The sequence below is a fragment of the Pseudoalteromonas sp. c7(2019) genome (genome assembly GCF_011378625.1).
GTDB lineage: Bacteria > Pseudomonadota > Gammaproteobacteria > Enterobacterales > Alteromonadaceae > Pseudoalteromonas > Pseudoalteromonas arctica.
Genome location: NZ_WTKS01000023.1, coordinates 1 through 14,853, shown reverse-complemented (window position 1 = coordinate 14,853; position 14,853 = coordinate 1). Strand labels below are relative to the sequence as shown.

Here is a 14,853-nt window from a genome sequence, read left to right as displayed (position 1 = left end):
ATCCATTATTCCATAATTTTATTTAATTGTGTGCATTTTATCGGGTTATAACTGAACCCAGACCATATTTTATTGCGAGTATGTTTAGAAAACGGCTATTTCACGGTAAACTAACGCCACTTCCCTTTAAGAAAGATCAGTATGGCACGCATTTTTTACTCTCTAGCATTAATTTTTATTAGCCCACTGATTGTATTTTATCTCTATATTTTACGAGGTAAAAAAAACCAAGGTTATCGTGCACACTTTAAAGAGCGCTTTGGGTTTGTCAGTAAGTCTTTATTTACGACTAAAACCAAACCTTTAGTTTTTCATTGTGCTTCTGTTGGTGAGGTACTAGCCGCAACGCCGCTTATTAAAGCTCTTCAAAAAGCGCATCCAAATTTAAATATACTTATAACCTGTAATACTCCAACAGGCAGAGAGCAAATACTTAACCAGTTTAAAAATACTGTGGCGTGTAGCTACTTACCAATCGATTTTCCGTTTGCGACAGCCCGATTTTTAAAGCGTATAAAGCCACAAGTATTATGTATTTTAGAAACAGAGCTATGGCCTAATTTAATGGCGATAAGTCACAAAAAAAATATACCGGTACTTGTCATCAATGCAAGACTCTCTGAAAAGTCGCAGCAAGGCTATCAAAAGGTCGCTAAATTAACGAACATTATTATGCGCTCAATTACAGTTCTTGCGAGTCATAACAAGGCTGATGCGGAGCGTTTTATAGAGCTTGGTCTCGAAACTTCAAAAAGCCATGTAACAGGCTCTATAAAATTTGATATAACACCAAGTGACGAGCAATTAGCCAAAGTACTCAACCTTAAACAGCTTTATAACAGTAATGAAGACAATAACGATGAACGCTTTGTATGGGCAGCAGGCTCAACACATCCTGTAGAACATGAATTAGTATTGGCAGCTCACCAACAGTTACTAAAAAAGCAACCTAATGCATTACTTATAATTGCCCCGCGCCATCCAGAGCAATTTGATAAAGTAGCTGAGCTTTTAACACAAAGCCCATTTAGTTTTAGCCGTCGTAGCCAAAATAACTACAACAATGAACAAGTACTCCTTGCTGATACGCTTGGTGAATTACAGTGTTTATATGGCGCTGCAAATGTGAGCTTTATTGGTGGCAGCTTAATACGTAGAGGTGGGCATAACCCACTGGAATCAGCTGCGTTTTCGGTAGGTGTAATAACAGGTCCACACACATACAATTTTGATCATGTTTATCCCGAGCTAATAAAACTTAAAGGCACTGTAGTGGTTGATAGCAATGACGAACTAGCAAAGCAGCTTATAACGTTTAGCCAAAACACAAAAGCGTGCCAAACCTTAGGAATTAAAGCTGCGCAATGCGTTGCTAAAAACCAAGGTGCAATACAAAAAACACTTACCATTATTAACCAATATTTAGAGCCAAAACTGTGACCAACATAGCTATAAGCCAAACCCGCGAATGGGTGTCATCTGTTATCGTTAAATATAACTTTTGCCCGTTTGCTCGCAAAGAAGTAGAAAATAACTGTATTCATTACATCGTAAGTCCAGCAGCAAGTATGGATGATGCTGTAATGGATATGCTTGAGCAATGTGTTGAGCTTGACCGCGAACCAGAACGCGAAACAACCCTTATCATGTTTGACAACGGCTTTAGTGACTTTGAATGCTTTTTAGACTTGGTCGATTTAGCTAATGCGCTTTTAGTCGCGCAAGGCTTTGAAGGTAAGTATCAAATTGCTAACTTTCACCCAGACTATGTATTTGCCGACAGTGATGAGACCGATGCCGCAAACTACACAAATAGAGCACCCTTTCCTACTCTGCATTTAATTCGCGAAGCAAGTATGAGCGAAGCACTTGATAGTTATAACGAACCTGAATCTATTCCAGAGCATAATATAAACTTAGCAAGGCGTAAGGGTATTGATTTTTGGCAGCAGTTACTTGAAGGCTGTAAAAAACCGAGCGCTTAAACGCTCGGTTTTATTTTGGTTTGTGTAAAACTTTGTGCAAAATTTTGTGCAAAATAAAGCAATAACTAACGCTTATTTTTTGACCCAGTTACCATTTACTTCAACGTAATGACCACTTTGGGTTTTTTCAATTGTTTTAGCGGCAGCAAGTGCTTCTACTTGTGAAAGTGACAAGTTATTCTTTTTAGCCAGCTTTAAGTACTGCGCTTTACGCTTTGCATTTATGTCATCAACAACTGCTTTTGCTTCTGCGTTTTGTACAACAAGCCCTAAATAACCAGAGCTATCTTCACCTACAAAACCTTGGTTTTTAGCGTCATCAAGGCTAATAGCCCACGCAGAGAACGACATACATACTGCACTAACTAACGTAATAATATTTAATTTTTTCTTCGTATTCATTTTTTAGCTCCTTAAAATAACTCACTGTCGTCACTAAACAAACTGTCGAGTTCTTTATCTACTTTTACGCGAATTTCGTGATCGACCTTCACATTTAAATTAATAGTAATGGGCTCTTTAGCAGACACCTCAACTCGGTGCGTACAGGCACTTAGTGCACTAATAGCACCTAGCGCGAGCAGTACTTTTATCAAAAACGACTGTCTCATTATTAGTTTCCTTTTTGTGAGTATTGTTGCTCAACTTTCTGTGTAATTTCGTCACTTAAACGCAGTGCGCGTAAAAGTGTAAATACGTTTTCTTCGTGGTTATAATTAAAGTTAACTTGCTGCTGCTCTTGTTTATTATAGCCTTGTAAATTAACCCCAAGCTTTAACCAGCCATCGTTTTTTAATGCCACACTGCTATTAAGTTTTTGAATATCTAAATTAGTTAATAGTCCTAATACAGGTTGCAATTCTTGCTGTTGCTGCATTACTGAATCAAACGCGGCATTATTGGTAATTTTTAAATTACCTGTTCCTTGGCTAAATAAGCTACCGTCAATTATTTCAATTTTTCCACTATCAAAATGGACAGGTAAAGACCCCGCCAAGCGCCCCGTTAATACAATGCCCGACTTATCGTCGAGTGTAACAAGTTTACTTGCATCAATGTTTTCAAACTTAACATTGGCAACTTGGTTTGGCTTCCCTATTGTGTAGGTATCTAACGAAAATTCGCCACCAAACACACTTCCTTTTACATCATTTATAAGCGCGGTATTGCTACTCACTTGCCATTGCCCTTTAATCGCTTTAACTACGGCACCCGCTCTAAACTCATTTAAATTAAAGGTAGTTGGTTTTACATTAAGCTTACCTGAATTATATTCTCCACTAAACACGCTATTTAAATCACTCGCAAGGTAATCGTTATACAGTGCACTTGTATTACTAATTCCCATATTGAACGATGCACTTTGTAAGTTTACATCGCCACTAATATTGCCATTAAATTCGCCCTTAGTTAGCTGTGCAAGTGGCTCAAATTGCCTAATAAATGCATTTAATGGCAGCACACTTTGTTCAGGAATAATGACTTCAAATGGATGAGCTTGCGACGACATATGATGATTTATAACTAACTCAACATCGTTTATAAATGCGTGATGCGTGGATTTTAGTGCACGACTTTGCAAGCCTGTAGACTCTACTTTTATATTATTAAGTTTTATGTCGGGGCTATTAACAGCCTTTATATTCGTTTTTGCTGTTAGATTAGCAAATAACTCACCTACGCCTAAATTAGTATTTGCTGTTAATGTGTTACTTATATCTGTGACTTTAAATTCTTTATATTCTGCGCTTTTTAATCGCTGAGTTAACGCTACCTCTGCGTTTAACTGTTTATCCATTTTTGCTGTTAAATCACCTTGGTATTGCACTGCACTTATATCAAACGCATCTACACTATTAAGCGTTAATTTAGCATTTATAAGCCCAATTGGTTTTGAGTCTATAAACTCACTTATATTAAAGTGACCACTAAGGCTAAGCCCATTCGCTGTTGCAGGAACAAACTCAGGCAAGCTTTCAAGCATAACGGCGTAATCGCCTTTAATTACAGCGCCAGATAACTGAGCATTAACGTTAATATTATTTATATCGGGTGTATTTATTTGAGCTGATAAAGTTGTCTGTAAGTACTCAAATGGAGATGTAATATTTAGTGTTGTATCTGTTATTAAAAAATCGAATAGCTTATCGCCTTCACTCATCAAATTAATTACAGGTACACTGAGCTCACTACCCTCTAAGCGAATTGATTGAGGGAGTTTAAGTTGCCAATTTAAAGGAACTTGTTTGCTAATAAAGCCTGCATATTCACTCGGTGGAATTAACTCAGTACAGCTTGGTGTTAGATTAATTTTGTTATTAAGCAAATCGGTATTAAACATTAACACTTGGCTATTTAAATTAAAACGAGTCGCCAACTTGCCCGTGGTTAATACGTTAATCTGGCACTGCTGATTTGTATGAGAAAATTCATACGTGTGAGCAAACTGGGAGCTAATATCGCCATTTAATTCAAGTTCTATACCATCAAAGCTAAACGCTTGCTGAGTATTAAAATTAGCATCTGCAATTAATGTATTTTTAGTGTTTATAACTTGCTTTAAAAGAGTGTCATTAATCGTAAACTGACCACTTACTTTATTAGCAGTCAAAGTTGCACTCGCGTTTATATCACCCGTGACATTAAATTTATTTAGTGTGGGTTCTAATATACTTATTTTAAGTGGCTTATTGAGCTCGTCACTTTTTACTACAAACTGTTTAATGCTGATTAATGGGCGATTTAAGGGAAGCGCTAAATCGAGATTTTTAGCAAGTTGATTAGCATTATCACTTTTAGGGAGTGAATTAACCGTTAGCACTGCATTTTTAATATCTACACGCTTTGTATTTGCAGCAATATCCGTCAGTTGTAACTGTTGATTTTGATAATTTACACACACTTTATCAGCATGAATATTTAGTTCAGACGTAATTGAAAAATCGAGACAACTTAACGTAATGCCTGCTTTTTTGAGCTCAGGCGCTATAACCCACTGCAATAGCGGCAAGCGAAATACATAACCAAGCAGCAAGGTACTTAGCAATACAACGCCAACAATTAAACCAACTCGCTTAAACATACTATCCTTAAATGCTTTGTGCTTTTAGCTAAAACTATACTAATCAAAAAAGGCTGCACAATGCAGCCTTTTTTATTTTACAGTAAGATTATGAATCTAACTTGTATAAACGCAAATGTAATTAACCTACGTTTTTACGTGCGTTACGGAACATACGCATCCACGGGCTATCCTCGACCCACTCATCAGGATGCCAAGAGTTGGCAACGCTTCTGAATACACGTTCTGGATGCGGCATCATTACAGTGGCGCGACCATCAGTTGACGTAATACCTGTAATACCTTCTGGAGATCCATTAGGGTTAGCTGGGTACTGCGTTGTAGGGTTACCGTAGTTATCTACAAACTTAACCGCTACAGTGCCGCTATTAAGCGCCGCTTTAGTGGCTGCATCGTTTGCAAACTCAGCATGACCTTCACCATGAGAAACCGCTATAGGCATACGCGAGCCAGCCATTCCGTTAAAGAACACTGATGGATTTTCTTGTATTTCTACTAAACTAAAGCGTGCTTCAAAACGCTCTGATTTATTAGTTACAAAGCGCGGCCAATGTTCTGTGCCAGGGATCAACTCTTTTAACGTTGATAACATTTGGCAACCGTTACATACACCTAAACTAAAGGTATCTTCACGGTGGAAGAAGTTCTGGAACTGATCGCGTGCCATGTCGTTAAACAAAATAGACTTAGCCCAACCTTCACCCGCACCAAGTACGTCACCGTATGAGAAACCACCACAGGCCACTAAACCTTTAAATTGTTCTAGTGTTAAACGACCTTCTAAAATGTCGCTCATGTGTACATCAACGGCTGCAAAACCTGCGCGATTAAACGCTGCCGCCATTTCTAAATGAGAGTTAACACCCTGCTCACGTAAAATAGCCATTTGCGGTTTAGCACCGGTTGCAATGTATGGTGCAGCTATATCTTCGTTTAAATCAAAGTTAAGTTTTACGTTTAAGCCTGGATCTTTTGCATCAAATTTTGCATCAAACTCTTGCTTAGCACATTCAGGGTTATCACGGCGTGCTTGCATTTGATACGTTGTTTCAGCCCAAATAGTACGAAGATCAGTACGCGTATGATTAAGTACCGTATTTTCGCCACGGTTAAATATAATCGTATCATCACTGTTAAGCGTGCCAATGTTGTGGCTAATTGCTGCTATACCATGTTGTTCAAACACCGCATTTACTGCATCTAAATCAGCATTTGCTACTTGGATTACGGCACCTAGCTCTTCGTTATAAAGCGCTTCAATGTCAGAGCCTGTTAAACCAGCTAAATCAATCGTTACACCGGTATGACCCGTAAACGCCATTTCAGCTACTGTGGTAAATAAACCACCGTCTGAGCGGTCATGATAAGCAAGTAACTTACTATCAGCCACAAGCGCTTGCATTGCGTTATAAAAGCCTTTTAATAACTCTGGGCTATCAACATCAGGTGTTACATCACCCAATTGCTTATAAACTTGCGCAAGGCTTGATGCGCCCATGCGGTTTTTACCCGCACCTAAATCAACTAATATAAGCGATGTGTCGCCTTTATCTGTGCGCAGTTGTGGCGTTACTGTTTTACGTACGTCGTCAACACGACCAAACGCAGTTATAACCAGTGAAAGCGGCGATGTTACTGACTTCTCTTGTGAGTCACCTTCATCTTTCCATGTCGTTTTCATTGACATAGAATCTTTCCCCACTGGAATCGTTAAACCAAGCGCAGGACAAAGCTCTTCCCCTACAGCTTTAACAGCTTCATATAAACCAGCATCTTCACCTGGGTGACCCGCTGCTGCCATCCAGTTTGCCGATAACTTAATGTTTTCAAGGCTACCGATGTTTGCACAGGCAATATTAGTTAACGACTCAGCTACCGCTAAACGAGCAGATGCACCGTAATTAAGTAATGCTGCAGGAGTACGCTCACCAAGTGACATAGCTTCACCGTGGTAAGTATCATACGTTGCCGCAGTTACTGCACAGTTAGCAACAGGTACTTGCCAAGGACCGACCATTTGATCGCGCGCTACTAAACCCGTAACTGAGCGATCGCCGATTGTTATTAGGAATGTTTTTTCTGCAATGGCTGGTAAACGCATTAAGCGCTGCGCTGCATCTGCTGCATTTATTAATGTAGTATCAAGCGCTTTACCAACAACTTGCTTTGACGTTACATCGCGGTGCATTTTAGGTGCTTTACCTAATAATACGTCCAGCGGTAAATCAACAGGGTTATTTTCAAAATGGCTGTCTGACACTGTTAAGTGAGGTTCAGCTGTTGCTTCACCAATAACAGCGTACTGGGCACGTTCACGCTTACAAATTGCTTCAAAGCGATCAAAGTCCTCTACGCCAACAGCGAGTACATAACGTTCTTGTGATTCATTACACCAAATTTCGTGTGGTGCCATGCCTGGCTCATCGTTAGGAATGCTACGTAATTGGAACTTACCACCACGTCCGCCATCATTAACAAGCTCAGGAAACGCATTTGATAAACCGCCAGCACCTACATCGTGGATGAATGCAATTGGGTTTTCATCACCTAGCTGCCAACATTTATCGATAACTTCTTGGCAACGACGTTCCATTTCTGGGTTTTCGCGTTGTACTGAAGCAAAATCTAAATCTTCGTTTGATTGACCTGAAGCCATGCTTGATGCAGCACCACCGCCTAAACCAATGTTCATTGCAGGTCCACCTAACGCAATTAATTTAGCGCCAACAGGAATATCGCCCTTTTGAACATGATCAGAGCGAATATTACCTAAACCACCGGCAAGCATAATTGGTTTATGGTAACCACGTACTTCTTCGCCATTATGGCTTGTTACTTTTTCTTCGTAAGTACGGAAGTAGCCTAATAAGTTAGGACGACCAAACTCATTATTAAATGCAGCGCCACCTAGTGGACCCTCTGTCATTATATCAAGCGCGTTAACAATACGACTCGGCTTACCAAAATCGCTTTCCCATGGTTGCTCGTAACCTGGAATACGTAAGTTTGATACAGTAAAGCCAACTAAACCTGCTTTTGGCTTAGAGCCACGACCAGTTGCGCCTTCATCGCGAATCTCACCACCAGAACCTGTAGCCGCACCAGAGAATGGCGCAATAGCTGTTGGGTGGTTATGAGTTTCAACTTTCATTAGTATTTCAATGTCTTCTTGATGATACGCATATTCACCTTGCGCATTTGGGAAGAAGCGACCCGCTTTTGAGCCTTTCATTACTGCCGCGTTATCTTTATACGCCGACAATACATTTTCAGGATTTAACTCAAACGTATTTTTAATCATTTTAAACAGCGATTTTGGCTGCTCTTTTCCATCAATTGTCCAGTCAGCATTAAATATTTTATGGCGACAATGCTCTGAGTTTGCTTGTGCAAACATAAACAATTCGATGTCGTTAGGGTTACGTCCTAACTTTATAAAGTTTTCTACCAAGTAATCTATTTCGTCATCAGCAAGGGCAAAACCTTGCTCAACATTAGCTATTGCTAATGCTTCGCGTCCGCCGCCTAAAATATCAACAGACGACATTTGGCGCGGTGCATCACTGCGAAACAGTTGTGCAGCATCTTCAAGCTCACTATGCGTGGCTTCGGTCATACGGTCGTGCAATAACGCAATTACTTGTGCAAGTTGTTCTGCGTTTAAGTCACCTTCAACATAATAAGCAATACCGCGTTCAACACGGTGAACCTGTTTTAAACCACAGTTATGGGCAATATCGGTTGCTTTAGATGCCCAAGGTGAAATGGTACCTGGGCGAGGTGTAACAAGTACAAGTTTGCCAGCTGGGGTATGCTCAGCAATATTTGGACCGTAAGTTAATAGTTTTTCAAGCTTGGTTTGCTCGGAGCTACTCAACGGCGATGTTAAATCGGCAAAGTGAGCATACTCGGCGTATACGTTAGTGACTGGAAGTTGCGATTGTTGGCAACGCGCTAAAATTTTATTAACTCTGAACTCTGACAGTGCTGGTGCACCACGTAGGATCAACATAGGTAATTTCATCCGGGGTTAGGGATTGAACGATATTTTAGGCACGCATTATAGTCCAATTAGCATTCAGATTTAACTCAAAATTACGCTTTTCATAAAATTAACTTTTTAGCTTTATTTATAGCCTCTTTTGGTTAATAAAATAAAACGTAAAGTGACGCGATAGCTTAGTTTTGCTATAACAGTGGCTGGCGAGCTTAAGGGGCACTCAATGTTGAAAGAAAAACTAATAATAATCATTACTTTAGTTATGCTGTTATGTGCATGCGATATGCAAGAGCAGCCAACTCAACTCGCCCAAATAAAAGAACACAATAAAATACGTGTGGGTACCCTTGCCAGTGCTAGTAATTATTATCAAGCCGTTCAAGGTGAGCAAGGCTTTGAATATGAGTTATCTCAAGCCTTCGCTGAATATTTAGGTGTAGAGCTTGAAATAGTCCCTTTCTTTAACTTATCTGACATGTTTGAACGCCTTGAAAGCGGTGATTTAGACTTAATAGCGTCAGGACTTACCTATAATAAAACCCGTGCAGAGCAATACCGTTACGGACCAACTTACAGAACAATCAGCCAAAAGTTAGTTTATAAACAAGGGCGCGTTCGTCCTCGAGAGTTTGACGATTTAGATGGCAACTTTACGGTTATAGCTAAAAGTAGCCACTCGCTTACTCTACAAAAAATGAAGAAGAACAATCCAGATCTCACTTGGATAGAAAGCGAAGAGTTTGATGAAGAAGAACTACTTCAAGCAGTTATTGATGGCGAGATAGATTACACACTCGCTGATACGCATACGCTATCGCTGTTTCGCCGTTATCACCCAAATTTAAGCATTGGTTTTTCAGTTAGCCATAACGACCCGATTGCATGGATACTTAATAAATCTAAAGACGACTCTTTATATGCGTTGTTGGTGCCATTTTTTGGTGACGTTAAGCAAAGTAACCAGCTCTATGTACTTGAAGAAAAATACTTTGGTCACGTACGCCAATTTAACTATGTAAATACCCTTGCTTATATCGAAGCAATTAAAGAAACCTTACCAACATACCAGCCATGGTTTGAACAATATGCAGGTAGCCTTGACTGGCGGTTATTAGCGGCACTAAGCTATCAAGAATCTATGTGGAATCCTCGCGCTAAATCACCAACAGGTGTGCGCGGCATCATGATGCTAACTCGCAGTACAGCCAAACAAGTAGGTGTTACTAACCGGTTAGAACCAGAGCAAAACATTCGTGGTGGCGCTAAATACTTAAGCAAGCTTATTAAACGTATTCCTGACCGTATCCCGCAACCCGACCGCACATGGCTTGCTTTGGCCGGATACAATGTAGGTTGGGGGCACGTTAACGACGCACGTATAATTACCGAACAGCAAGGCGCAAGTCCTGACAAATGGGCTGATGTAAAAAAACGCCTACCGCTATTAATTAAAAAGCGCTATTACCGTAAAACTCGCTACGGTTATGCCCGAGGCGATGTAGCTGTTAAATATGTCGATAATATTCGTCGCTATTACGATGCACTTGTTTGGCTAGATGAAAATGATGCTATTGCTGCAGAGCCTGAGCCAGAACCAATTACAGAGTTGAGCACTGATACTGAGCTAAAACTAAACGAAAAAAGTGAAGTAAAAAGTAAGGCAGATGAAGCTCAAACAGAAAAACAACAACCTATAATCGAACCCGAACAGTCGAGTGAAAACAATGGCTAAGATTAATATAAGTACCCGTTTATTGAGTATGTCAGTAAGCAAAATTTAAGTAAATTAAATATCTGTTTACTTGTCACCAAATGATCACTAATGTGTGTTAATTGTATATCATTATTTTATAAGATATACCCGTGCCTTTCTCACTCTTGCATTAGGAGAAAACATGCTAAAACGTAGACGCACACAAAGATTAAAACGCAATGTCATTTATTCAACGGCCACACGTCGTCGTGTTATGTTGCGAAAACTACACAAAAAAATCATCTGGCGTCGCCGAATGTTTGCTATGCAGCAAATGGCTGAATCAGAAATAGAGCCAATCGCTAGTTAGCTTTAGTTAGGCTTATTTATTTGTTCATCACGAGCAGCTTTCTTAGCTGCTTTAATTTGCGCTCTTCTACGTTTAAAAAAATTCGAAATAGTATCACCGCACTGCTGTGCCAAAACACCACCACACACCTCAACTTGATGATTTAACTTAGGCTCTTGTAATAAATTCATAATTGAACCCGCAGACCCTGTTTTAGCATCGACTGCTCCAAATACTAAACGCTTTATTCTGCTATGCACTAACAATCCCGCACACATAGAACAAGGCTCTAACGTTACGTATAGGGTGCAATCAATTAAGCGGTAATTGTTAAGGACTTTTCCAGCTTCTCGCACTGCAATCATTTCGGCATGGGCAGATGGGTCATTATCCGTTATTGAGCGGTTATACCCGACTGAAACTAGCTGGTTATCTTTGACTACAATTGCTCCAACCGGAATTTCATCAAGCAGCTCTGCTTGCTTTGCATACAAAAGCGCTTGTTCCATCCAGTAGGAATCATCAAATGGTTCGTTCATTATTTCTACTTAAATAGCCTTTTATGCTGTAATTATACCTAGTTAGCACTCTAAAGTGCGCCATTCATTACTTTATTCCAAAAATAAAACAATATTTACCCGTTTGTAATGGCTCACTCGTGCTGATTTACGCTATAATCTCACGCTTTTTTTATTTAGCTCACAACACGGGTAGCAAATGAAATTTCCTGGACGCCGCAGGCATAAACATTATTTTCCAGTGGAAGCCAAAGATCCACTTACCAATCAACTTAACGCAACAGAGCGATTACAACGTAGTTATATTACGGGTATCGATCAGATCGTTGTTGATATAGAGGCAAAAGTTGATCAAGCTTTCCTTGACGAATTTCAACTACGTAGGGGGATGTCGCAAGTTATTGATAGCGATACAACAAACGCCTTATACGATCGTTTAAAATTAAACAATATGGTTGATTTTGAGTTTGCCGGTGGAACCATTGGTAACACTATGCACAACTACTCTGTACTTGCAGATGATCGCTCAGTTTTATTAGGCGTAATGAGCGAAAATATAAAAATAGGTAGCTACGCTTACCGTTTTTTATGTAATACCTCAAGCCGTGTAGACTTAAACTACCTTCAACCAGTTGATGGGCCTGTAGGCCGTTGTTTTACATTAATTGATGAAACCGGTGAGCGTACTTTTGCAATAAGTGCAGGCCTAATGAATCACTTACGTCCTGAATCTATCGATAAAGACCTTATTGAGAATTCATCAGCGTTAGTGATTAGTGCCTATCTTATGCGTACTCAAGGTAGCGAAACAATGACTGAAGCCACTATGCAAGCGGTAAAATACGCTAATGACGCAGGTGTGCCAGTTGTGCTTACACTCGGTACTAAGTTCTTAATTGAACAAGACCCTACTTGGTGGGCAAACTTTGTTGAAAAGCATGTTGATATTCTTGCTATGAACGAAGAAGAAGGTTTAGCTATTACAGGTTTTGAAGATCCTCTTCTAGCTGCTGATAAAGCACTTGATTGGGTAGACTTAGTTATTTGTACCGCTGGCGAAAAAGGCTTATTTATGGCCGGCTACGTAGACGAAAGCTTAAAGCGTGAAACCGAATACCCGTTACTACCAGGCGCCATACCTGATTTTAACCGTTACGAATTCTCACGAGCTATGCGTAAAGATGAGTGTGATGAACCTATCAGAGCATATAGTCATACGGCCCCATTTATGGGTGGACCTGATTCAATCAAAAACACCAATGGTGCAGGTGATTGCGCACTTGCGGCTGTACTACATGATTTGTCAGCGAATGTTTACCATAAGCTTAATGTGGCAAACTCAGCTAAACATCAGCAACAAGCTATTACTTACTCGTCACTATCGCAAATTAGTAAATATGCTAACCGAGCGAGCTATGAAGTATTAGTTCAGCACTCTCCGCGTTTATCTCGTGGTTTACCTGAACGTGAAGATTGTTTAGAACAAGTTTATTGGGAACAATAAATAACGGTGGGAGCAATTATTGCTCCCTATCTATTTCCTAAAAAATAGAAATATCGAGCTTTTTAGATAGCAGTTCCAGCGCTGCAATTCCTGCAACCGAATTACCAAATGAATTGAGCCCCGGAGAATAAACAGCTACAGTAAACTTATTTGGTAACACAGCTAAAATAGTTCCTGACACTCCCGACTTACCTGGCATGCCCACTCTGTAACCAAAATCACCCGCAGCATCATATAAACCACTCGTGAATAAAAGCGAATTAAGCTGTTTATTCTGACGACTACTTAAAACACGATTGCCCGATCGATTATCAACACCTTTATTAGCTAAAAAATTATAAGCTTTTGCTAATTCAATACAGTTGAGCTCAATAGAACAAAAATTAAAGTAAGCCCACAAAACATCATCTACTTCGTTTTCAAAATTACCAAACGATTTCATCAAATGCGCCATCGCAGCATTTCGGTGTCTGAACTCATACTCTGAATTAGCGACTTTTTTATCAATTACTATGCCTCTATTACCAGCTAATAACCTGAAGGTTTCGAGCATAGAATGCATTGGCGCAGATAAGCGGCTGTATAATGCATCACACGTTACAATTGCGCCTGCGTTGATGAATGGGTTACGAGGAATCCCCTTTTCAAACTCAAGCTGTGTAAGCGAGTTAAAGGCTGTGCCTGAGGGTTCCTTTCCGACTCTATGCCAAAGTTCATCACCATAACGCTGTAGTGCCATAGTAAGTGTCATAACTTTAGAAACTGATTGAATAGTGAAGCGTTGAGAACAATCCCCCGCACATACAGTTTCACCATCAGTTGTATAAATAGCGATAGAAAATTGTTCCGGATCAACCTCGGCAAGCGCCGGTATATAATCAGCTACTTTCCCTTGTGATAATAAAGGACGTACTTCATGTGCTATTTCATCAAGCACCTTTTGGTAATCAGCTGTAGGCAATCTAGACCTCTATATCGTCATTCATAAAAATTGGATTTTAACACGCGCTATTAAGTGCACCTAGTTTTGTTGTCGAATTTAACGGTGAGATTTTACTAAATTTAAATAGAAAAAAACGTCACATTACTGTATCTGGTTTCTCTTAATTAAATCCTGGTAATGTCATGATGCCCACTGCGGTGAAGAGTTGTAGTGCAAATGCTACGAACTCATTGTCGAGCGGAGATTTTTATGATTTTAGCGTCGGGAGTCGCTACGCTCGCCCGACCTACGTGATAGGTGTTGATGTATATGTATGTTAATTTGCGAATTTTACTTTTCTACAATTTGAGGTCTGTGTGCTACGCACAGCGGTAGAGGGGCATATAACAAATGCTACACTATTGTTAGCCTTCAAGCTGTTTTGTTTAATGTATAGGAATACAAATGCCGTAGAGCACATGATATGTAGGAGCGACAACTACTGAGATCGGTCTGGGCTTTTGGCTATTTATTAAAGCCCAGACAGCAAAAAACCCGTTACATTGCTGTAACGGGTTTCTCTTAATTAAATNCTTTCACATAGCAAATGCTACACTATCATCGGCGCTGTTTCGTTTCACTACTGAGTTCGGCATGGAGTCAGGTGGGTCCAAAACGCTATTGTCACCAAGAAAATTCTTTTCAATTTTCTTATTTTTAATTATTAAGATTAAAGTCCTTCGACTGAATTTGAAGCCTGGTAATGTCCTACTTTCACATAGCAAATGCTACACTATCAT

Annotated in this window: 11 protein-coding genes and 1 rRNA gene; 5 read left to right on the top strand and 7 right to left on the bottom strand. The window is 39.8% G+C overall.

From position 1 onward, the window contains the following. The first annotated feature begins 141 nt into the window (after positions 1-141). Together waaA and GQR38_RS18705 are read left to right on the top strand one after the other, a co-directional pair. Positions 142-1,440 (top strand): lipid IV(A) 3-deoxy-D-manno-octulosonic acid transferase, encoded by a 1,299-nt coding sequence (gene waaA, locus GQR38_RS18710; RefSeq protein WP_165722908.1) that lies wholly within the window; start codon positions 142-144, stop codon positions 1,438-1,440. Continuing rightward, the gene (locus GQR38_RS18705) at positions 1,437-1,985 is read left to right on the top strand and encodes a DUF1415 domain-containing protein (protein WP_165722907.1); all 549 of its coding nucleotides are present in this window, start codon (positions 1,437-1,439) and stop codon (positions 1,983-1,985) included. Before waaA ends, GQR38_RS18705 begins: the two co-directional genes overlap by 4 nt. 72 nt (positions 1,986-2,057) lie before the next feature. On the opposite strand, the gene GQR38_RS18700 is transcribed toward GQR38_RS18705, so the two are convergent. The 4 genes from GQR38_RS18700 to purL all read right to left on the bottom strand — a co-directional run bounded on the left by GQR38_RS18700 (position 2,058) and on the right by purL (position 9,079). Next, positions 2,058-2,387, bottom strand: coding sequence for a YdbL family protein (locus GQR38_RS18700; protein ID WP_007584701.1), 330 nt, complete (start codon positions 2,385-2,387; stop codon positions 2,058-2,060). 11 nt (positions 2,388-2,398) lie between these two features. After that, positions 2,399-2,596 (bottom strand): YnbE family lipoprotein, encoded by a 198-nt coding sequence (locus GQR38_RS18695; RefSeq protein WP_165722906.1) that lies wholly within the window; start codon positions 2,594-2,596, stop codon positions 2,399-2,401. Positions 2,597-2,598: 2 nt separating this feature from the next. Beyond that, on the bottom strand, positions 2,599-5,067 hold the full coding sequence (locus tag GQR38_RS18690) for a YdbH domain-containing protein (protein ID WP_165722905.1): 2,469 nt from the start codon (positions 5,065-5,067) through the stop codon (positions 2,599-2,601). Between the two features lie 121 nt (positions 5,068-5,188). Beyond that, the gene (purL, locus tag GQR38_RS18685; RefSeq protein ID WP_165722904.1) at positions 5,189-9,079 is read right to left on the bottom strand and encodes a phosphoribosylformylglycinamidine synthase; all 3,891 of its coding nucleotides are present in this window, start codon (positions 9,077-9,079) and stop codon (positions 5,189-5,191) included. A 211-nt stretch (positions 9,080-9,290) separates the two neighbouring features. Here purL and mltF point away from each other — a divergent pair, with 211 nt between their 5' ends. Together mltF and GQR38_RS18675 are read left to right on the top strand one after the other, a co-directional pair. Continuing rightward, positions 9,291-10,799, top strand: a complete 1,509-nt coding sequence (gene mltF, locus GQR38_RS18680; RefSeq protein WP_101217691.1) for a membrane-bound lytic murein transglycosylase MltF — start codon at positions 9,291-9,293, stop codon at positions 10,797-10,799. Positions 10,800-10,962: 163 nt separating this feature from the next. After that, the gene (locus GQR38_RS18675; RefSeq protein WP_007584688.1) at positions 10,963-11,130 is read left to right on the top strand and encodes a hypothetical protein; all 168 of its coding nucleotides are present in this window, start codon (positions 10,963-10,965) and stop codon (positions 11,128-11,130) included. 2 nt (positions 11,131-11,132) lie between these two features. Here the strand turns inward: GQR38_RS18675 and tadA are convergent, their stop codons facing one another. After that, a complete protein-coding gene (gene tadA / locus GQR38_RS18670; RefSeq protein WP_033026952.1) occupies positions 11,133-11,648 on the bottom strand; it encodes a tRNA adenosine(34) deaminase TadA in 516 nt (171 codons plus the stop codon). A gap of 178 nt (positions 11,649-11,826) precedes the next feature. On the opposite strand from tadA, the gene GQR38_RS18665 reads away from it, so the two are divergent. Continuing rightward, positions 11,827-13,131, top strand: a complete 1,305-nt coding sequence (locus GQR38_RS18665; protein ID WP_010554383.1) for an inosine/guanosine kinase — start codon at positions 11,827-11,829, stop codon at positions 13,129-13,131. A gap of 37 nt (positions 13,132-13,168) precedes the next feature. Here the strand turns inward: GQR38_RS18665 and glsB are convergent, their stop codons facing one another. Beyond that, complete coding sequence (gene glsB / locus GQR38_RS18660; RefSeq protein ID WP_007584683.1) at positions 13,169-14,092, bottom strand: glutaminase B; 924 nt, start codon at positions 14,090-14,092, stop codon at positions 13,169-13,171. A gap of 559 nt (positions 14,093-14,651) precedes the next feature. Next, positions 14,652-14,745 (bottom strand): 5S ribosomal RNA (rrf, locus tag GQR38_RS18655). Positions 14,746-14,853 lie beyond the last annotated feature (108 nt).